19 protein-coding genes are annotated in these 19,749 nt (G+C 64.3%); 13 read left to right on the top strand and 6 right to left on the bottom strand.

Annotated elements, in window-relative coordinates; translation table 11 throughout:
• Window positions 1–27: 27 nt before the first annotated feature.
• Both ABNP31_RS23040 and ABNP31_RS23045 read right to left on the bottom strand, forming a co-directional pair.
• Window positions 28–288 carry a DUF3077 domain-containing protein gene (locus ABNP31_RS23040; RefSeq protein WP_003257593.1) on the bottom strand — a complete coding sequence of 87 codons (261 nt, stop codon included), beginning with the start codon at window positions 286–288 and terminating at the stop codon, window positions 28–30.
• Between the two features lie 459 nt (window positions 289–747).
• Entirely contained in the window at window positions 748–2,736 is a 1,989-nt protein-coding gene (locus ABNP31_RS23045; RefSeq protein ID WP_350012802.1) for a sensor histidine kinase, read from the bottom strand.
• Between the two features lie 265 nt (window positions 2,737–3,001).
• Between ABNP31_RS23045 and ABNP31_RS23050 the strand changes: the two genes are divergently transcribed.
• The 4 genes from ABNP31_RS23050 (at window position 3,002) to ABNP31_RS23065 (ending at window position 6,538) form a co-directional block, all read left to right on the top strand.
• Window positions 3,002–3,799, top strand: a complete 798-nt coding sequence (locus ABNP31_RS23050; protein WP_061550648.1) for a hydroxymethylpyrimidine/phosphomethylpyrimidine kinase — start codon at window positions 3,002–3,004, stop codon at window positions 3,797–3,799.
• 13 nt (window positions 3,800–3,812) lie between these two features.
• A complete protein-coding gene (gene thiE / locus ABNP31_RS23055; RefSeq protein ID WP_003257589.1) occupies window positions 3,813–4,436 on the top strand; it encodes a thiamine phosphate synthase in 624 nt (207 codons plus the stop codon).
• A 15-nt stretch (window positions 4,437–4,451) separates the two neighbouring features.
• Window positions 4,452–5,735, top strand: coding sequence for a glutamate-1-semialdehyde 2,1-aminomutase (gene hemL / locus ABNP31_RS23060; protein ID WP_013974339.1), 1,284 nt, complete (start codon window positions 4,452–4,454; stop codon window positions 5,733–5,735).
• Between the two features lie 257 nt (window positions 5,736–5,992).
• Complete coding sequence (locus tag ABNP31_RS23065; RefSeq protein WP_350012803.1) at window positions 5,993–6,538, top strand: tetratricopeptide repeat protein; 546 nt, start codon at window positions 5,993–5,995, stop codon at window positions 6,536–6,538.
• A 3-nt stretch (window positions 6,539–6,541) separates the two neighbouring features.
• On the opposite strand, the gene ABNP31_RS23070 is transcribed toward ABNP31_RS23065, so the two are convergent.
• A complete protein-coding gene (locus ABNP31_RS23070; RefSeq protein WP_013974341.1) occupies window positions 6,542–6,868 on the bottom strand; it encodes a DUF1820 family protein in 327 nt (108 codons plus the stop codon).
• A gap of 250 nt (window positions 6,869–7,118) precedes the next feature.
• Here ABNP31_RS23070 and ABNP31_RS23075 point away from each other — a divergent pair, with 250 nt between their 5' ends.
• Genes ABNP31_RS23075 through lnt form a run of 4 tightly spaced genes read left to right on the top strand, consistent with a single transcriptional unit; the run spans window position 7,119 to window position 10,974 of the window.
• Entirely contained in the window at window positions 7,119–8,117 is a 999-nt protein-coding gene (locus tag ABNP31_RS23075; RefSeq protein WP_013974342.1) for a PhoH family protein, read from the top strand.
• Entirely contained in the window at window positions 8,110–8,583 is a 474-nt protein-coding gene (gene ybeY, locus ABNP31_RS23080; RefSeq protein WP_085663580.1) for an rRNA maturation RNase YbeY, read from the top strand. The genes ABNP31_RS23075 and ybeY overlap by 8 nt, the downstream gene beginning before the upstream one ends.
• 25 nt (window positions 8,584–8,608) lie before the next feature.
• The gene (locus ABNP31_RS23085) at window positions 8,609–9,448 is read left to right on the top strand and encodes an HlyC/CorC family transporter (RefSeq protein ID WP_003257584.1); all 840 of its coding nucleotides are present in this window, start codon (window positions 8,609–8,611) and stop codon (window positions 9,446–9,448) included.
• Window positions 9,449–9,456: 8 nt separating this feature from the next.
• Window positions 9,457–10,974 (top strand): apolipoprotein N-acyltransferase, encoded by a 1,518-nt coding sequence (lnt, locus tag ABNP31_RS23090; RefSeq protein WP_013974344.1) that lies wholly within the window; start codon window positions 9,457–9,459, stop codon window positions 10,972–10,974.
• A gap of 111 nt (window positions 10,975–11,085) precedes the next feature.
• Here the strand turns inward: lnt and ABNP31_RS23095 are convergent, their stop codons facing one another.
• Window positions 11,086–11,847 (bottom strand): YdcF family protein, encoded by a 762-nt coding sequence (locus ABNP31_RS23095; RefSeq protein WP_085617989.1) that lies wholly within the window; start codon window positions 11,845–11,847, stop codon window positions 11,086–11,088.
• Between the two features lie 136 nt (window positions 11,848–11,983).
• Window positions 11,984–12,298, bottom strand: a complete 315-nt coding sequence (locus ABNP31_RS23100; protein ID WP_003257582.1) for a hypothetical protein — start codon at window positions 12,296–12,298, stop codon at window positions 11,984–11,986.
• A 227-nt stretch (window positions 12,299–12,525) separates the two neighbouring features.
• On the opposite strand from ABNP31_RS23100, the gene leuS reads away from it, so the two are divergent.
• The 5 genes from leuS (at window position 12,526) to ABNP31_RS23125 (ending at window position 18,618) form a co-directional block, all read left to right on the top strand.
• The gene (leuS, locus tag ABNP31_RS23105; protein WP_238066967.1) at window positions 12,526–15,132 is read left to right on the top strand and encodes a leucine--tRNA ligase; all 2,607 of its coding nucleotides are present in this window, start codon (window positions 12,526–12,528) and stop codon (window positions 15,130–15,132) included.
• Window positions 15,133–15,192: 60 nt separating this feature from the next.
• A complete protein-coding gene (lptE, locus tag ABNP31_RS23110; RefSeq protein ID WP_015271935.1) occupies window positions 15,193–15,798 on the top strand; it encodes an LPS assembly lipoprotein LptE in 606 nt (201 codons plus the stop codon).
• Between the two features lie 39 nt (window positions 15,799–15,837).
• Complete coding sequence (holA, locus tag ABNP31_RS23115; protein ID WP_085663576.1) at window positions 15,838–16,875, top strand: DNA polymerase III subunit delta; 1,038 nt, start codon at window positions 15,838–15,840, stop codon at window positions 16,873–16,875.
• Window positions 16,876–17,076: 201 nt separating this feature from the next.
• Window positions 17,077–17,241 (top strand): alternative ribosome rescue factor ArfA, encoded by a 165-nt coding sequence (arfA, locus tag ABNP31_RS23120; RefSeq protein WP_003257578.1) that lies wholly within the window; start codon window positions 17,077–17,079, stop codon window positions 17,239–17,241.
• Between the two features lie 60 nt (window positions 17,242–17,301).
• Window positions 17,302–18,618 (top strand): lytic murein transglycosylase, encoded by a 1,317-nt coding sequence (locus tag ABNP31_RS23125; protein ID WP_350012804.1) that lies wholly within the window; start codon window positions 17,302–17,304, stop codon window positions 18,616–18,618.
• A gap of 134 nt (window positions 18,619–18,752) precedes the next feature.
• Here ABNP31_RS23125 and ABNP31_RS23130 read toward each other — a convergent pair whose 3' ends face one another.
• A complete protein-coding gene (locus tag ABNP31_RS23130; protein WP_350012805.1) occupies window positions 18,753–19,691 on the bottom strand; it encodes a S66 peptidase family protein in 939 nt (312 codons plus the stop codon).
• Between the last annotated feature and the right edge of the window lie 58 nt (window positions 19,692–19,749).

Genomic DNA, 19,749 nt, shown 5'->3' on the forward strand with positions numbered 1-19,749 from the left:
AAAGGGCCGGTACAGCCAGTACAAGAATCAGCGCATCAAGCCCAACTCGGCATCATCCAGCAGCGCCTTGGCCATTGCTGCGAAGTAGTGCGAAGCCCACATCATTTGCTGGTCGCCATCCATCAAACCGGTAAGCGACAAGTCCCGCGCATACCCCATCAGCTCCGAGGCCTGCTCACGGGCGCTGCGACAGGGGATGCCCTCCGCAATGCGGAACAGTGGATGGGTTTGGCCTTCGCCTTGGTAGAAGTAGGTAACGCCAGGGGTGGTTTTGGTTTCGTCGTTCATGAGTTCGGCACCATGGAAATATGTGCCACCCGTCCGTTTCCACACATAGGGGTGACAGCTGCACACGGGGTGGAAAACCAGGCATGATGCGAACCCGGTAGGCCCAAAGGCCTCCCGCGTACAGCTGTCGTAACGACACGCACCATAGGTCTTGCCAGGTTTCCACACCCGATCGCTGAACCATCAGCGACTGGAAAAGCCTAGAGCGCGGGATTTGCAGGAACAATCAGACGCGTGTCGACAGAGGTTGTAGGGTATTTCGCAGTTGGCGCAGTTTCCAGTGCCAGTGCGTAGGAAGAGTCTGGAGTTGTTGTAGCCTGTGGGTTTCTTGGGGCCGCTTTGCGGCCCTTCGCGGGCACGCCCGCTCCCACAAGGGGATCGCGCATTTATTTGGGCTGAGCACCAAACCTGTAGGAGCGGGCGTGCCCGCGAAGGGCTGCAAAGCAGCCCCAATAAGACCTACAGCGACCGTCGCGCCTGCAGAACATTCGATGCCATCTGCACCTGCGCAATAGCCATGTTCAAACTCAACTCGAACCGGCTCCCCAACCCCCGCGTCGACTCATGCGACAACCGTGCCCCCAGCAATTCCCCCATCTGCCGGCAGATCGACAAACCAATCCCCAGCCCGCCATAACGCCGGGTCATCGAGCCATCGACCTGGAAGAAGCGCTGGTACAGGGTCGCCTGATCGAGGTCATCGAAGCCGATACCGCTGTCGCTGACCATGAAGGTCAGCGCCAGGTCGTCAGGCCCCACCCGGCGCCCGCGCACCTGGATCATCACCCCGCCCTGGTGGGTAAACTTCAAACCGTTGTCCACCAGGCACCCCAGGCAGCGGGCCAGCTTCTGAGCATCGCCCAGCAACCCGTCCGGCACATCGGCCGGGATGTCCAGGCTCAGGTACAAGCCTTTGCCCAAAGCCTGCCCGGCATAACCGGCACGCACGCCCTGCAGCAGGTCACGCAGGCTGAATGGCGCCGACTGCGCGCGCAGGCGGCCGGCCTGCAGTTCGGACAGGGTAAGAATGGCATCGACCATATCCATCATGCCCTGGGCCGAGCCCACCGCCGTGCGGTGGTACTGGGCCATCTCGGCCTCCATCGGCAGGGTATGCATCAGCTCCAGCGAGCCGATCACACCATTCATCGGCGTGCGCAGCTCATGGGTCACGCTGGCCAGGAACTCATCTTTCAGCCGGTTGCTCCTGGCCAGTTGCAGGTTCAGTTGTTCCAGCGTGCGCCCGGTGTCTCGCAAGGTCTGCGCCTGCTGCTCGCGCAGGCTGTTGATGCGGTCGGCCAGCGCCAGCGACAACAAGGCCACCTCCAGCGCCGACCCCAGCTGGCTGGCATACATGGTGATGAACACGTTCGGCAGGTAGCCCAGCACCATCAGGGTGTTGACCAGGCCACCGAGCAGGAATGCCGTCCAGGCGATGATGAACCAGCGAGCCACGCGCAAGCCACGCCACCAGGCGTACAGCCCGGCAGCGAAGATGCTCACGGTAAACAGCAACGCCAGCACGGTGGCCATGCGCAGGGCGACGCCGTAGGGCATGCTCACCGCCAGCACCATGACCAGCGCGCCACCCAGCATCAGCAGCTGCAGCAGCCGGTCGAAACCACGGCTGATGCTGCCCAGTTGCAGGAAGTGCCGGGCGAACTGGCAGCCGAACAGGCCAGCTGCCCCGATGAACAACGGCGTCGAAGCATTCGCCCACCACGGGCTGTCCGGCCAGAAGTAGGCCACACCGGCGCCATTCACCGACACCTGGTAAAAGCCGAACGAGGCGATATAGAGGATGTAGTAGAGGTAGCTGACGTCGCGCACGCTGAGGTAGATGAACAGGTTGTACACCAGCATCACCAACAGCACGCCGTAGATCATCCCCAGCACATACAGGCGCGTGGGCTGCTCCTCCATGTAGGCCTGGGCGGACCACAGCGCCAGCGGCGCCTGCACCGAACCCTGGCTGTGCAGACGCAGGTAGGCGGTGGTCACCTGGCCAGGCGGCAGCTGCAGTTCGAACAGGTAGTTGTTCTGCAGGATCTGCCGGCTTTGGTAGGGCAAGGCGTCGCCAGTGCGCCGGGCCAGGCGGTAACTGCCACTGCTGTCGGGCAGGTACAGCTCGAGGTGGTCCAGCGGCGGATAGGCCAGTTCCAGTAGCCATTGCCGTGGGGCGGCGCCAGGCGCGGCGACAGGGCGCAGTTCGACCTTGAGCCAGAACACCGAGGTGGAATAACCGGCGTTCAGCACGTCTTCGTGGTGGGGGCGAAAATGCTTGGCGAACCCAGGGGCACTGACCTGGGCGATGCTGGCGCTGCCATCGAGGTCTTCATAAACCTGCATGGCCTTGCCCAGCGGAAGATGCCGCGTAGCGTCGTCGAAATCGACCGCCCCGGCCAGCACGGGCAGCAAGCCCAGAAGCACAATCAGCAAATAGCGCATACAGCCCCAGCATGGCCTGTCCGGTCGAGTCGCGGTTGCCTCCCATCCGTTTGAGACGACACGATCCGGCAGAACCCGTTTGTAGAGTTATCCGAGCACTCTAGCATAGCTTCGCAACCTGGCAATCGACCATATCCAATCACAAAGAAAAGGCTCTAAATCAATGCTTTCAGAAATTAAACCAGCAAAAAACTGACCTTACGATCAACAAAACTCGTTTGTAGGACGATCCGCCCAAACAGGATTGGTGGTAAGCTCGCCGACCATGAATACCTACAGCTCCCGCCCCGTTGTCCTCTGTCTCTCCGGCCACGACCCCAGTGGCGGCGCCGGCCTGCAGGCAGATATCGAAGCCCTGATCGCCCAAGGCTGTCACGCAGCGCCCGCAGTGACCGCCCTGACCGTGCAGGATACCGTCAACGTTTCCGACTTCCGCGTGCTCGACCGCGAGTGGGTGCTGGCCCAGGCCAACGCCGTGCTGGCCGACTCCACGGTGGCCGCCGTCAAGCTCGGCATGCTCGGTTCGATCGAAATGGTCGACACCGTCGCCGAACTGCTGGCCGCCCACCCGCACCTGCCACTGGTCTGCGACCCGGTGCTGCGTGCCGGTGGTGGTGGCCGCCTGGGCAAGGACGAAGTGGGCTACGCCCTGCGCGAACGCCTGCTGCCGCTGGCGACCATCGCCACGCCGAACCTGCCCGAAGCCCGCATCCTTGCCGAATTGCCCGAAGGCACCGCCGACGAGTGTGCCGAGAAACTGTTGCCGTTCTGTAGACACCTGCTGATTACCGGCGGTCACGGCGACGAAGACGAAATTCACAACCGCCTGTACAGCCGCGACGGCCAGCACCACACCTGGACCTGCCAGCGCCTGCCGGGCAGCTACCACGGCTCGGGCTGCACCCTGGCCAGCGCCCTGGCCGGCCGCCTGGCCCTCGGCGAGCAGCTGGAAAGCGCCGTCCGCAGCGCCCTGGACTACACCTGGCGCACCCTGCGTGACGCCGAACAGCTGGGCAAGGGCCAGTTCGTGCCGCGCCGCCTGCCGCTGGATTTCTGCTCCTGACACGAGGCCTCCAATGAAGCTACGCGGTCTGTACGCCATCACCGACAGCCAGCTGCTCGCTGGCCGTTTCCTGTCCCATGTCGAGGCGGCACTGGAAGGCGGCGTATGCCTGCTGCAGTACCGCGACAAAAGTGACGACGCGGCACGCCGCCTGCGCGAAGCTGAAGGGCTGATGCAGCTCTGCGAGCGCTACGGCACTCAGCTGATCATCAACGACGACGCCGAACTGGCCGCGCGCCTGGGCGTCGGCGTGCACCTGGGCCAGACCGACGGCCCGCTGACCCCGGCCCGCGCATTGCTCGGACGCCAGGCAATCATCGGCTCCACCTGCCACGCCAGCCTCGAGCTGGCCGCGCAGGCTGCCAGCGAAGGCGCCAGCTACGTGGCCTTTGGCCGCTTCTTCAATTCTGTCACCAAGCCGGGTGCACCCGCTGCCAACATCGAATTGCTGGAGCAGGCCCGCGCCCAGGTGAAACTGCCGATCGCGGTGATCGGCGGCATTACCCTCGACAACGCCGCCCCGCTGGTCGCCCATGGCGCCGACTTGCTGGCGGTGATCCACGGCCTGTTCGGTGCCGACAGCGCTCAGGAAGTCACCCGCCGCGCCCGCGCCTTCAACGCCTTGTTCGCATCCTGATTCGAGAGAACCCCCATGTCCCGTTCCGAAGCCCTGTTCGCCCAAGCCCAGAAGCACATCCCCGGTGGCGTCAACTCACCGGTCCGCGCTTTCAAGAGCGTTGGCGGCACGCCGCTGTTCTTCAAGCATGCCGAAGGCGCCTACGTCGTTGACGAGGATGACAAGCGCTACGTCGACTACGTCGGCTCCTGGGGCCCGATGATCCTCGGCCACGGCCACCCGGAGGTACTGGACTCGGTACGCAGGCAGCTGGAGCACGGCCTGTCCTATGGCGCCCCGACCGCCATGGAAACCGAGATGGCCGACCTGGTCTGCTCGCTGGTGCCATCCATGGAGATGGTGCGCATGGTCAGCTCGGGCACCGAAGCCACCATGAGCGCCATCCGCCTGGCCCGTGGCTACACCGGCCGTGACGCCATCATCAAGTTCGAAGGCTGCTACCACGGCCACTCCGACAGCCTGCTGGTAAAAGCAGGCTCCGGCCTGCTGACCCAGGGTGTGCCGAGCTCGGCGGGCGTGCCGGCGGACTTCGCCAAACACACTCTGACCCTGCCGTTCAACGACATCGCCGCCGTCGAGAAGACCCTGGCCGAAGTCGGCCAGACCGTAGCCTGCATCATCGTCGAGCCGGTAGCCGGCAACATGAACTGCGTACCGCCGGCGCCAGGCTTCCTCGAAGGCCTGCGCGAGCAGTGCGACAAGCACGGCGTGGTGTTGATCTTCGACGAAGTGATGACCGGTTTCCGCGTTTCGCTCGGCGGCGCCCAGGGCCACTACGGCATCAAGCCGGACCTGTCGACCTTCGGCAAGATCGTCGGCGGCGGCATGCCGGTCGGCTGCTTCGGCGGCAAGCGTGAAATCATGGGCTGCATCGCCCCGCTCGGCCCGGTCTACCAGGCCGGTACCCTGTCGGGTAACCCGCTGGCCATGGCCGCCGGCCTGACCACCCTGAAGCTGATCAGCCGCCCGGGCTTCCACGCCGAGCTGACCGACTACACCAGCCGCATGCTCGACGGCCTGCAACAGCGCGCCGATGCCGCTGGCGTGCCGTTCGTCACCACCCAGGCCGGTGCCATGTTCGGCCTGTACTTCAGCGGCGCCGACGACATCGTCACCTTCGAAGACGTGATGGCCAGCGATGCCGAGCGCTTCAAGCGCTTCTTCCACCTGATGCTCGATGGTGGCGTGTACCTGGCGCCGAGCGCGTTCGAGGCCGGCTTTACCTCCATCGCCCATGGGGACAAGGAGCTGCAGATCACCCTGGATGCGGCTGAAAAGGCTTTTGCAGCCCTGAAGTAATTGTCAGCCTGTCCCGGCCCTTTCGCGGGCACGCCCGCTCCCACAGGTTCTGCACCAACCTTGAAAATGGTGCGATCCCTGTGGGGGCGGGCGTGCCCGCGAAGAGGCCGGGACAGGCAACAAAAGACCCTGCACAATCAGCTGACTTCCCCAACCAAGCAGAAATTCGAGTAAAACTTTGTAAGGTTGGCGCTGCTTATCCCATAATGTGCCACCAGAGACATTGGCCGCAGCTTTGCAGAGGTAAGTCGATCCCCATGAACCGCACCGGCCGCGCCCTGACCCTGGGCTGCCTGTTGCTTCTTCAGCCCCTGCTGGCTCTGGCGGAGGGCGGTAACTCGTTGCTGATTCCGGCGACGGGCCGCTGCACCTTGAATGTCCAGCCTGAAGACCTGGCAAACGCCCTCAAGGCTTGTGAGCAGACGGCAACGGCGGGGGATGCCCTGGCGCAATTCGAACTGGGCGAATACTACTACACGCAAACGCCGAAAAACCTGGGCAAAGCCCTGAACTGGTTCGAAAAGGCCTCGCTGCAAGGCCATGCCGAGGCCCAGTACCGCCTGGGCGCCATGTTCTTCCGTGGCGAAGGGGTCAAGGCCAACAATGTGCAGGCCTACATACTGCTGAAGATGGCCGCGGTCAACGGCGCCGAGGATGCGCTGGACATGGCCGACGAAGTGACCGAGCAAATGCCCCGCGACGAGCTGGAGCATGCCACCCAGGTGCTCGGCCAGATCTTCCGCAAGTACCTGCTGGAACTGCAGAACGCCGAAGGGCGCACGCCGTTCTCGCCACTTCCCTGAGGGTTACTTTTCCGGCATCGGCATGGGGAACGGCATCACGTTGCCGCCGCCCTTGGCTTCACTGATCTTAGCCGTGCCCAGTCGCTCCACCTCGTCGATGCGCACGATCGAGTGCATCGGCACGAAGCTGCGGATCACCCCATCGAACTGGCTCTTGAGCTTCTCCTCGCTCGGGTCCACCACCAGCTGCGAACGCTCGCCGAACACGAACTCCTCGATTTCCAGGAACCCCCACAGGTCGCTCTGGTAGATCTGCTTGGCATACATCTCGAAGACCTGCCCCTGGTTGAGGAAGATCACTTTATAGATGGCAGGTTCGCGTTTGCTCATGTTCGTCGGGATAACACATGCGTAAGAAAAGGCGGGCATCATACCTGTACCGGCCCCTTCGCGGGCAAGCCCGCTCCCACAGGTATTGCGCCCACCTTCGAAGCGGTGCGGTACCTGTGGGAGCGGGCGTGCCCGCGAAGAGGCCGGAACAGGCCATACATACCGTTGAACGTTTCAGTGCTTTCGCCACTGCCATTCAAGGGTTATTCTTGAGTTCACATCCATTGCCGTCGAGCGGCTAAAAACGACCTTGAACGCACCCATACAACCCCATCGCTTCATCCTCGAACCCTTCGAGGCCCACCGTTTCGCCAACTTGTGCGGCCAGTTCGACGAGCACCTGCGCCTGATCGAACAGCGCCTGGCCATCGAGATCCGCAACCGCGGCAATCAGTTCGAACTGATCGGCGAACCCAAGACCACCTCCGCTGCCGAACAACTGCTGCGCCGTCTCTACCGCGAGACAAAGGCCAGCGACCTGTCGCCGGAAACCGTGCATCTGTACCTGCAGGAATCGACCGTCGAGAACATCGACAACCCGGCCGTCAACGAGGTCAGCGTGTCGCTGCGCACGCGAAAGGGCAACATCCGCCCGCGCGGGGTTAACCAGCAACGCTACGTCAAGGAAATCCTGGCCAACGACATCAACTTCGGCATCGGCCCGGCCGGTACCGGCAAGACCTACCTGGCCGTGGCCTGCGCCGTGGACGCGCTGGAACGCGAACAGGTGCGCCGGATCCTGCTGGTGCGACCTGCGGTAGAGGCGGGCGAAAAGCTCGGCTTCCTGCCCGGCGACCTGGCCCAGAAGATCGACCCGTACCTGCGCCCGCTGTACGACGCCCTGTACGAAATGCTCGGCTTCGAACATGTGGCCAAGCTGATCGAGCGCCAGGTGATCGAGATCGCGCCGCTGGCCTACATGCGTGGCCGCACCCTGAACAACAGCTTCATCATCCTCGACGAGAGCCAGAACACCACGCTGGAACAGATGAAGATGTTCCTTACCCGTATCGGCTTTGGCTCCACCGCGGTCATCACCGGTGACATCACCCAGGTTGACCTGCCCCGCGGCACCAAGTCAGGTCTGGCACACGTCATCGAGGTGCTGAAGGACGTTCCGGGTATCAGCTTCACCCACTTCCAACCCAAAGATGTGGTTCGTCACCCACTGGTGCAGCGCATTGTCGAGGCCTACGACCGCTTCGATGCCCGCCAGGCCAAGCCCGAGGCGCCCGGCAAAGATGCTTGAACTCGATATTCAACGGGCCACGGATGCTGCCGCCCCGGATGACAACGCCTTTCGCCGCTGGTGCGAACTGGCCCTGCGCCAGCGCAGCGCCGATTCGGAAATGACCATTCGCCTGGTCGACGAAGCCGAAGGCCGCGAGCTGAACCACACCTACCGGCACAAGGACTACGCGACCAATGTGCTGTCGTTCCCGGCCGACGTCCCCGACGACCTGCTCGATATCCCGTTGCTGGGCGACCTGGTGATCTGCGTGCCAGTGGTCGAGCGCGAAGCCGCCGATCAAGGCAAGTCGCTGGAAGCGCACTGGGCACACCTGGTCATACACGGTTGCCTGCACCTGCTCGGCTACGACCACATCGAGGATGAGGAAGCCGAGGAAATGGAAGGCCTGGAACGGGAATTGCTGGCAGAACTGGGTCATCCCGACCCGTACGCCGACGATGAAACCGACACCATCACACACTGAAACACGAAGGATCACGAGAACCGCCATGAGCGAAGATCGATCGAGCAACGGGCAGAAGTCCTGGCTGGGTAAACTGACCCAGGCTTTTGCCCATGAGCCGAAAAACCGCCAGCAACTCCTTGAACTGCTGCGCGAAGCCCATCAGAACAAACTGCTGGACAGCGAAGCGCTGACCATCGTCGAAGGCGCCATCCAGGTGGCCGACCTGCAGGTTCGCGACATCATGGTGCCGCGTTCGCAGATGATCAGCATCAAGGCCAGCCAGTCGCCCCGCGAGTTCCTGCCGGCGGTGATCGACGCCGCGCACTCGCGCTACCCGGTGATCGGCGAAAGCCACGACGATGTGCTCGGGATCCTGCTCGCCAAGGACCTGCTGCCGCTGATCCTCAAGGAGAATGGCGACAGCTTCAACATCAAGGACCTGCTGCGCCCGGCCACTTTCGTGCCCGAGTCCAAGCGCCTGAACGTGCTGCTGCGCGAGTTCCGCGCCAACCATAACCACATGGCCATCGTCATCGACGAGTACGGCGGCGTGGCCGGCCTGGTCACCATCGAGGACGTGCTGGAGCAGATCGTCGGCGACATCGAGGACGAGCACGACGTCGAGGAAGACAGCTACATCAAACCGCTGCCTAGCGGTGACTTCCTGGTCAAGGCGCTTACCCCGATCGAAAACTTCAACGAGTTCTTCGACAGCGAATTCTCCGATGACGAGTTCGACACTGTCGGCGGCCTGGTAATGAGCGCCTTCGGTCACCTGCCCAAGCGCAACGAGACCACCGAGATCGGCCCTTACAAGTTCCGTATTCTCAATGCCGACAGCCGGCGGATACACTTGCTGCGCCTGACACCGATCACCCGTTAAGGACAAACATGCGTTGGATCACCCGCCCCGGCTGGCCCGGTAACCTGCTGGCCCTGGCGGCCGGTGCCTCCACCCTCCTGGCCCTGGCGCCTTTCGACATCTGGCCCTTGGCCGTATTGTCCATCGCCCTGCTCTACCTCGGCCTGCGCGAGCTCAGCCCGCGCCAGGCCATGTGGCGCGGCTGGTGGTTCGGCTTCGGCCTGTACGGTGCCGGTACCTGGTGGATCTACGTCAGCATGAACACCTACGGCGGCGCCTCGCCGCTGCTGGCGATCCTGCTGCTGCTGGCCTTCTTCGCCGCCCTGGCCTGGTTCTTCGCCCTGCCCACCTGGCTGTGGGCACGCTGGCTGCGCCGCACCGAAGCACCACTGGCCGACGCCTTGTGCTTTGCCGCCCTGTGGCTGCTGCAAGAGGCCTTCCGCGGCTGGTTCCTGACCGGCTTCCCCTGGCTCTACGCCGGCTACAGCCAGCTGGACGGCCCGCTGGCCGGCCTGGCACCGCTGGGTGGCGTGTGGCTGATTTCCTTCGCACTGGCCCTGACCGCTGCCCTGTTGTGCAACGTGCACCGCCTGCGCGCCCGCCCCTCGTTCCTCGCGGTGGGCTGTCTGCTGTTGCTGGCCCCGTGGGTGCTGGGCCTGGCGCTCAAGGGCCATGCCTGGACCAAGCCGGCGGGCGACCCACTGAAAGTGGCGGCCATCCAGGGCAACGTCGAGCAGGACCTGAAATGGGACCCGGCGCACATCGATGCGCAACTGGCGCTGTACCGTGACCTGAGCTTCAGCTCCAGGCCGGTAGACCTGCTGGTGTGGCCGGAAACCGCGGTCCCGGTGCTCAAGGACCAGGCCCAAGGCTATATCGACGTGATGGGCCGGTTTGCCGCCGAGCGGCATTCGGCGCTGATTACCGGCGTGCCGGTGCGTGAAGTGGTGCATCACCAGCGCCGCTACTACAACGGCATCACCGTCACTGGCGAAGGCGATGGCACCTACCTCAAGCAGAAGCTGGTGCCTTTTGGCGAGTATGTGCCGCTGCAGGACATGCTGCGTGGCCTGATCGAGTTCTTCAACCTGCCCATGTCGGACTTCGCCCGCGGGCCGGAAGACCAGCCGCTGCTGCAGGCCAAGGGCTACCAGATTGCGCCGTACATCTGCTACGAAGTGGTCTACCCCGAATTCGCCGCCGGCCTGGCGGCCCGCAGCGACCTGCTGCTGACCATCAGCAACGACACCTGGTTCGGTACCTCGATCGGCCCGTTGCAGCACCTGCAGATGGCACAGATGCGCGCGCTGGAAGCCGGGCGCTGGATGATCCGCGCCACCAACAATGGCGTGACCGCGCTGATCGACCCGTTTGGCCGCATTACCACGCAGGTACCGCAGTTCCAGCAGGCGGTGCTGTATGGCGAGGTGGTGCCGATGCAGAAGCTGACGCCGTACCTGCAATGGCGGTCGTGGCCGCTGGCGATAGTCTGTGCATTGCTGCTGGGTTGGGCGTTGCTGGCTGGGCGAATAGCCAAGACTGTCTGATGATGTCGCCTGTACCGGCCTCTTCGCGGGCACGCCCGCTCCCACAAGGGCTGTGATGAACCTGTGGGAGCGGGCGTGCCCGCGAAGAGGCCGGTGCAGGCAGTACAAGGCTCAGTAGAACAGCCGATACCCCACCAACCCGGCCACTTCATTGAGCAACTGCCCGCTCTGCCACATCGCCCGGCTCTCCGGCAGCAACCCGCCGAACGGCCGCGCATGATCGCGCCCGAGGAACCCGACTGGCGCCGGCACCACCTCGAACCCCGCCTGCTCGAAGCTCCAGCGCGAGCGCTGCATGTGCCAGGCCTGGGTCACCACGACCACCCGGCGAATCCCCAACGGCTGCAGCACCTTGGCCGTCAGCCGGGCATTCTCCCAGGTCGTGCGGCTGCCCTCTTCCCGCCATTTCACCTCGATGCCGAAATCTTCACGCAGGCGATCAGCCATCAACCGCGCCTCGCTCGGCGGCGTGCCATAGTGCAACCCGCCACTGGTCAGCACCGGCAAGCCTGAAGCCTTGGCCAGCCGTGCGGCAAAGCGCATGCGCTCCAGCGCCGTGGCCGTGGGCTGGTCGCTACCACCCCAGGCCGGATCACCTCGCTCACGCCCCGCGCCCAGCACCACGATGGCATCCGCCCGGCTTGCCAGGCCGGCCCAATCGCTTACCGCCAGCGGCGCTTCCGTCTCCAGCGCACGGGCGGTTTCCTGCACCACCAGCGGCAGGCTCATCAGCCACAGGCCACCAAGGCCCACGGCAAAACACAGCGCTGCCAGCCTGGGCCGGCGGCGACGCAGCCACCACGCCACAAGCAGCAGCAGGAACAGGACGCCTGGCGGCATCAGCCATTGTTTGACGAAGAATCGGATCGGCATCGGCCACACCTCCTTGGCAGGCGTGCAGCCTAGAAGGATCGACGCCGGTCAACAAGGGTGCGGCCGGCGCCGATCGTTAGCTGTGCAAATTTTGAAGAACCGGCGCGCGATAGCCTGCGCCTGGCGTCCTGAACGGCTAGCGATGTGGCAGCGTCCTGGATCTCGCCGTGCTGGCGGGGCGTTTCTTGTCCTTGAGCCAGATGATCTTGGCCGATGTCGGCTCCGCTTGTGGGTAACTGCCGACACAGGCATTGTGGCGCTCCGGGAGGGAATCCAGGTAGGCCTTGATCAGTTCGAACTCTGCGTGGCTCAGGCCACGCAACTCCAGCTCGGCTGGCATTTCGTCGCGCAATCGCACCGAGGTCCTGGCCACTTCCAGCGCCAGGCCAAGCCGGTCGATCAGGCGTTCGTATAGCTCCGGTCTGATTGCGGGTAGCTGCGTCTCTCCCATCCGTTCACCTCATTGAAGATAAGAATATCTCCCCCCACACCTGAGCTTAGCGTCGTTGAAAAAAGCAGCCGTGTGCCGCGACCAGCGGGCATTCGCAACGAAGGTTTCCCACGATGCGCGGCGCTGCTGTATGCTACGGCGTTCACTCTAAACGACACCGGAGTGCCGGACGCAGCGAGGTTCCGCTGCCTGGAACAAGGTCTCTTCCCTCTCAGCAAAAAGTAGCCATGCACGAACAATACACGCCCCGTGATATCGAAGCCGCCGCCCAGAAGTTCTGGGACGAGCAACAATCGTTCGCTGTTACCGAACAGCCAGGCAAGGACACCTACTACTGCCTGTCGATGTTCCCGTACCCGAGCGGCAAGCTACACATGGGCCACGTGCGCAACTACACCATCGGTGACGTGATTGCCCGCTACCAGCGCATGCTGGGCAAGAACGTCCTGCAGCCGATGGGCTGGGACGCTTTCGGCATGCCCGCGGAAAACGCGGCGATGAAGAACAACGTCGCCCCGGCCAAGTGGACGTACGAAAACATCGACTACATGAAGACCCAGCTCAAGAGCCTGGGCCTGGCCATCGACTGGGCACGTGAAGTCACCACCTGCAAGCCCGACTACTACCGTTGGGAGCAGTGGCTGTTCACCCGCCTGTTCGAGAAAGGCATCATCTACCGCAAGAACGGTACCGTGAACTGGGACCCGGCGGACCAGACCGTACTGGCCAACGAGCAGGTCATCGACGGCCGTGGCTGGCGTTCGGGCGCGCTGATCGAGAAGCGCGAAATCCCGATGTACTACTTCCGCATCACCGACTATGCAGACGAGCTGCTGGAAAGCCTCGACGAGCTGCCGGGCTGGCCTGAGCAGGTCAAGACCATGCAGCGCAACTGGATCGGCAAGTCGCGCGGCATGGAAGTACAGTTCCCGTTCGACCTGGCCAGCATCGGCCACGAAGGCACCCTCAAGGTCTTCACCACCCGTCCCGACACGCTGATGGGCGCCACCTACGTCGCCGTCGCCGCCGAACACCCGCTGGCCACCCAGGCCGCCCAGGGCAACCCGGCGCTGCAGGCGTTCATCGACGAGTGCAAGAGCGGCAGCGTTGCCGAAGCCGACATGGCCACCCAGGAGAAGAAGGGCATGGCCACTTCCCTGCTGGTCGAGCACCCGCTGACCGGCGAGAAGCTGCCGGTATGGGTCGCCAACTACGTGCTGATGCACTACGGCGATGGCGCCGTCATGGCCGTGCCGGCCCACGATGAGCGCGACTTCGAGTTCGCCCGCAAGTACAACCTGCCGGTCAAGGCCGTGGTGCGCACCAGCGCTGGCGACGAAGTCGGCAACGAGTGGCTGGCCGCCTATGGCGAGCACGGCCAGCTGATCAACTCCGGCGAGTTCGACGGCCTCGACTTCGCCGGTGCCTTCGACGCCATCGAAGCCGCCCTGATCCGCAAGGAGCTGGGCAAATCGCGTACCCAGTTCCGCCTGCGCGACTGGGGTATCAGCCGCCAGCGCTACTGGGGCTGCCCGATCCCGATCATCCACTGCCCGTCCTGCGGCGACGTACCGGTGCCGGAAGACCAGCTGCCGGTCACCCTGCCAGAGAACGTGGTGCCGGACGGTGCCGGTTCGCCGCTGGCGCGCATGCCTGAATTCTACGAGTGCAGCTGCCCGAAATGCGGCACCGCGGCCAAGCGCGAAACCGACACCATGGACACCTTCGTCGAGTCGTCGTGGTACTTCGCCCGCTACGCCTCGCCGAACTACGAAGGTGGCATGGTCGACCCGAAAGCGGCCAACCACTGGCTGCCGGTCGACCAGTACATCGGCGGTATCGAGCACGCCATCCTGCACCTGCTGTACGCGCGCTTCTTCCACAAGCTGATGCGTGACGAAGGCCTGGTGACCTCGAACGAGCCGTTCAAGAACCTGCTGACCCAGGGCATGGTGGTCGCCGAAACCTACTACCGTGTGGCCAGCAACGGCGGCAAGGACTGGTTCAACCCGGCCGATGTCGAAGTCGAGCGCGATGCCAAGGCCAAGATCATTGGCGCCCGCCTGAAGACCGACGGCCTGCCGGTGGAAATCGGTGGCACCGAGAAGATGTCGAAGTCGAAGAACAACGGCGTCGATCCGCAATCGATGATCGACCAGTACGGCGCCGACACCTGCCGCCTGTTCATGATGTTTGCCTCGCCGCCCGACATGAGCCTGGAATGGTCCGACTCCGGCGTCGAAGGCGCCAGCCGCTTCCTGCGCCGCGTCTGGCGCCTGGCCCAGGCCCACGTGGCCCAAGGCCTGCCGGGCAAGCTGGATGTCGCCACCCTGGACGACGCGCAGAAGGTCATCCGCCGCGCCATCCACGCCGCCATCAAGCAGGCCAGCACCGACGTAGGCCAGTTCCACAAGTTCAACACCGCCATCGCCCAGGTGATGACCGTGATGAACGTGCTGGAAAAGGCCCCGCAGGCCACTGAACAGGACCGTGCCCTGCTGCAGGAAGGCCTGGAGGCCGTCACCCTGCTGCTGGCACCGATCACCCCGCACATCTCCCACGAGCTGTGGCAACAGCTGGGCCACCAGCAGGCCGTCATCGACGCCAGCTGGCCAGCCGTCGACGAGGCAGCCCTGGTACAGGACACCGTCACCCTGGTGGTGCAGGTCAACGGCAAGCTGCGTGGCCAGGTCGAAATGCCGGCCGCCGCCAGCCGCGAAGAAATCGAAGCCGCCGCGCGCAGCAACGAGAATGTCCTGCGCTTCATCGATGGCCTGACCATCCGCAAGGTCATCGTGGTACCGGGCAAGCTGGTCAACATCGTCGCCAACTGATGGCAACGCCCGCCCGCAGCCACTGCGGGCGGGCGAACAGGCCCACAAGGGAGCAACAACATGATCAAACGCAATTTGCTGGTAATTGGCCTGGCGGTCATGCTCAGCGCCTGCGGTTTCCAGCTGCGCGGCACCGGCTCCACCGAACTGAGCGTGAAGGAAATGGACGTCAGCGCACGCAACGCCTACGGCCCGACCGTGGTCCAGCTGCGTGAAGTACTGCAGCGTAGCGGTGTCAACGTGCACGCTGGCGCACCGTACCGCCTGGTGCTGACCAACGAGCAGGAGCGCGAGCGCTCGGCGACCTACAACAGCGGCAACCGTACCGCCGAATACGAGCTGACCACCGTGCTGAACTACAGCATCCAGGGCCTGAACAACCTGGAGCTGATGAGCGACAAGGTGGAAGTGCGCAAGATCTACTTGCGTGACGGCTCGAACATCACCGGCTCCGAGCAGGAAGCCAACCGCGCCCGCGAAGAAATGCGTCGCGACCTGGTCAACGCCATGGTCGTTCGTCTGCAAATGCTGACCCCGTCCCAGCTGGACGAGCTGCAGCGTCAAGCCGACGAGCGTGCCAAGGCCGAAGCCGCTGCGCTGGAGGCCGCTCGCCGCCAGCAGGCCGAGACGCCTCAGCAGTCGCCACTGGAAGTACCGGGCAACTAAGCCCGAGCGGGGTGCCTTCGGGTGCCCCGCCTGTTTCCCATGAAGCTCGCCCCCGCCCAACTCAACAAGCACCTGCAAGGCGCCCTGGCACCGGTCTACGTGGTCAGCGGCGACGACCCGCTGCTGTGCCAGGAAGCCGCCGACGCCATCCGCAACGCCGCGCGCCAGCAGGGCTTCGACGAACGCCAGGTATTCAGTGCCGACGCCAATTTCGACTGGGGCACCCTGCTCCAGGCTGGCGCCAGCCTGTCCCTGTTCGCCCAGCGCCGCCTGCTGGAATTGCGCCTGCCCTCGGGCAAGCCCGGTGACAAGGGCGCTGCTGCGCTGATGGAATACTGCGCCAACCCTGCCGAAGACACCCTGCTGCTGGTCAGCCTGCCCAAGCTCGACGGCAGTGCACAGAAGACCAAGTGGGGCAAGGCGCTGATCGAAGGCGCCCACTGCCAGTTCATCCAGATCTGGCCGGTGGATGTGCACCAGCTGCCGCAGTGGATCAACCAGCGCCTGCAGCAGGCCGGCCTGTCGGCACAGCGTGACGCCGTCGACCTGATCGCCGCACGCGTTGAAGGCAACCTGCTGGCTGCAGCGCAGGAAATCGAAAAGCTCAAGCTGCTTGCCGAAGGTAACCAGATCACCGTGGAGACCGTGCAGGCCGCCGTCGCCGACAGCGCCCGCTTCGATGTCTTCGGCCTGGTCGATGCCATTCTCAACGGCGAAGCCGCGCATGCCTTGCGCATGCTCGAAGGCTTGCGCGGTGAAGGCGTTGAGCCACCAGTGATTCTCTGGGCCCTGGCCCGTGAGCTGCGCCAGCTGGCCGGGCTGGCCCAGCAGTTCAGCCAAGGTGTACCGCTGGACAAGGCCTTCAGCCAGGCCCGCCCGCCGATCTGGGACAAACGCCGGCCACTGGTCAGCAAGGCCCTGCAGCGCCTGTCGGCGCAGCGCTGGGCGCAGTTGCTGCAAGATGCCCAGCGTATCGATGCACAGATCAAGGGCCAGGCCGAGGGCTCGCCGTGGACCGGCCTGGCGCGCTTGTCGCTGCTGATGGCCGGCCAGCGCCTGGCACTGCCTCCCGAGTAACTGGGGCCGCTGTGGGAGCGGGCATGCCCGCGAATCAGGCGACACGGTGGATGGCACCGGCTTCGCCGGTGTTCGCGGGCACGCCCGCTCCCACAGGGCTGCAATGCCCCAGCATCTCGACCATAAACACAATCAATTGGCCCCACCCTGCCCCAAGCCCTACAGTGCGCCGCGAAACCCACCCAACCCGGGAACCCCGCCATGAGCAAAAAGCCGAAAAAGCACGGCCCCAACAAGGCCAAGTCGATCATCGCCCAACCGCTGTTCCGCTGCCGCCAGGAACAGCCGAACAAGGGCAAAGGCAGCTACCGCCGCGAAGCCTTCCAATCGAGAGATTGGGAGGCTTCCTACTTTTTGGCTGCATGAAAGCATCGAAAGCGCAGGCATGGTATGGTCATCACCTGACCTGCAATTCTGGATCTGTGAATGCTCCTCAGTCTTCTCCCCCGCTGGAAAACCCGTCAGCTGATCGCGGCCTCCAGTTTCATCCTGCTCGTGGCCTGCGCAGAAAAGCCCACCGCCGCCGATGCCCTGCCGCTGGCCCCCGCCCAGCCCGCCCCGGTGGTGACCCTGCCCGGCACGACGCCCGACGCCAGCACTGAAATCCAGCCTCTGCAAACCTTCGCACAATGGCAAGCAGGCTTTCGCCAGCAAGCCCTGCAAGCCGGCATTTCGCAGGACACCTTCGACCGCGCCTTCCTCGGCGTCACCCCCGACATGGACGTGATCAAGGCCGATCGCAGCCAGCCGGAGTTCACCCGCCCGGTATGGGAATACCTCGAAGGCGCCCTGTCGCCCCTGCGTGTACGCAACGGCAAGAAGCTGCTGGAGCAGAACGCCGAACTGCTGACCCGCATCGAGCAACGCTATGGCGTCGATCGCCAGGTGCTGGTCGCGGTATGGGGCATGGAAAGCAACTTCGGCCAGTTCCAGGGCAACAAGTCGGTGATCCGCTCGCTGGCTACCCTGGCCTATGAGGGCCGCCGCCCGCAGTTCGCCCAGGACCAGCTGATCGCTGCGCTGCAGATCATCCAGCATGGCGATATCCAGCCTGAGGCAATGCGTGGCTCGTGGGCCGGCGCCATGGGCCAGACCCAGTTCATCCCGACCACCTACAACACCCATGCCGTGGACTTCGACGGCGATGGCCGACGCGACATCTGGAACAGCACGCCAGACGCCCTGGCCTCGACCGCGCACTATCTGCAGAGCTCGGGCTGGAAACGTGGCCAGCCGTGGGGCTTCGAGGTCCAGGTGCCGCCTGGCTTCGATTACTGGCAGGCCGATGGCGCCCTGCGCAAGCCGGTGAGCGAGTGGCTGGCGATGGGCGTGAAACTGCCTGCCGGTACCCAGCTGCCAGTGGGCAGCAACCAGCTGTCTGCCGCCCTGCTGCTGCCAGCGGGCGCGCGTGGCCCGGCGTTCCTGGTGCTGGACAACTTCCGCGCCATCCTCAAGTACAACAACTCGTCATCCTACGCGCTGGCGGTAAGCCTGCTGGGTGATCGCTTCACGGGCTGGGGCTTCATTGCCGGCAGCTGGCCGAAAGAAGACCTGCCGCTCAGCCGCAGCGAGCGCATGGAGCTGCAGAACCTGCTGAACAGCAATGGGCACGAAGCCGGCAATGCCGATGGCATCATTGGCGCCAATACCCGCAAGGCGATCCGCAATGCCCAGCAGGGGCTGGGGTGGCCGGCGGATGGGTATCCGACGCACAAGCTGCTCGAGAGCCTGCGTCAGCAGTGAGCATTTTGGGGCCGCTGCGCGGCCCATCGCGACACAAGGCCGCTCCTACAAGCGATCGCGAACCATCGGGGTAACGCGGTCTCCTGTAGGAGCGGCCTTGTGTCGCGATGGGCTGCAAAGCAGCCCCGGCAATCTCAAGCCTGGAAAAGATCCTGCTCCAGCAGCAAGCTCTGCCGATCACTATCCAGCCTTACGCGAGCCCCCAAAGGCAAGCACACATTCGGGTCACAATGCCCACTGCGCCACCCGGCCAGCACCGGCACACCCAGCGGCGCGAAGATGTCCTCCAGCAGGGGCGTCAACGCCGCAGTGGTAATCCCGGCAAAGTCCCCCACCAGCACACCCTTCACCCCCTCCAGCTTGCCCGCCAGGCGCAGTTGGGTCAGCAAGCGATCCACCCGGTACAGCGGCTCGTTGACGTCCTCGATGAACAGGATGCAACCCTGCGTATCCAGCTCGGCAATCGTCCCCAGCGTCGCGCCCAGCATCGACAGGTTGCCGCCCAGCAGCGGCCCGCTGGCCACCCCATGCAGCACGCTGCTCAAGGCGAAGTCAGCAGGGTGCACGATCTGCTCCCCTGCCCGCACATGCCCACCCAGCTGCGCCAGCAACGAAGTCTCGGTTGGCGGCAACTTGGCCCCCAGCAGGTCGGCATTGAGCATCCCGCCATGGAAGGTGAGCAGCCCGGTATGCCGGTAGATCGCCGTGTGCAGCGCGGTGATGTCGCTGTAGCCGATCAACGGCTTGGGGTTGCGCCGGATCAGTTCGAAATCGAGCTGGTCGAGCAGGCGCATGCTGCCGTACCCCCCACGCATGCACAGAATGGCGTCGATGGCCGGGTCGGCAAAGGCCTCATGCAGGTCCTGCAACCGCTGCCGGTCCGGCCCCGCCAGATAGCCCTGGGCCTGAAGGGCACCCGGATAGATGCGGCAACTGTAGCCTCGATCAACGAACCACTGGTTGACCTTGTGCGTATCCAACCGCGCCGCGCCCGCCGGGGCGACAATGGCAAAACAGGCATCACGCGGCAGCGCGGCGGGCAGGCTGGGTTGGAAGGTTTCGGCGCAATTCATCGCGGCTCCTTGCAGCGCGTGTGGCACAAACAAAAATGCCGATGCCGCCCTTCGGCGC

It is taken from the genome of Pseudomonas asiatica (assembly GCF_040214835.1).
Lineage (GTDB): Bacteria > Pseudomonadota > Gammaproteobacteria > Pseudomonadales > Pseudomonadaceae > Aquipseudomonas > Aquipseudomonas putida_Z.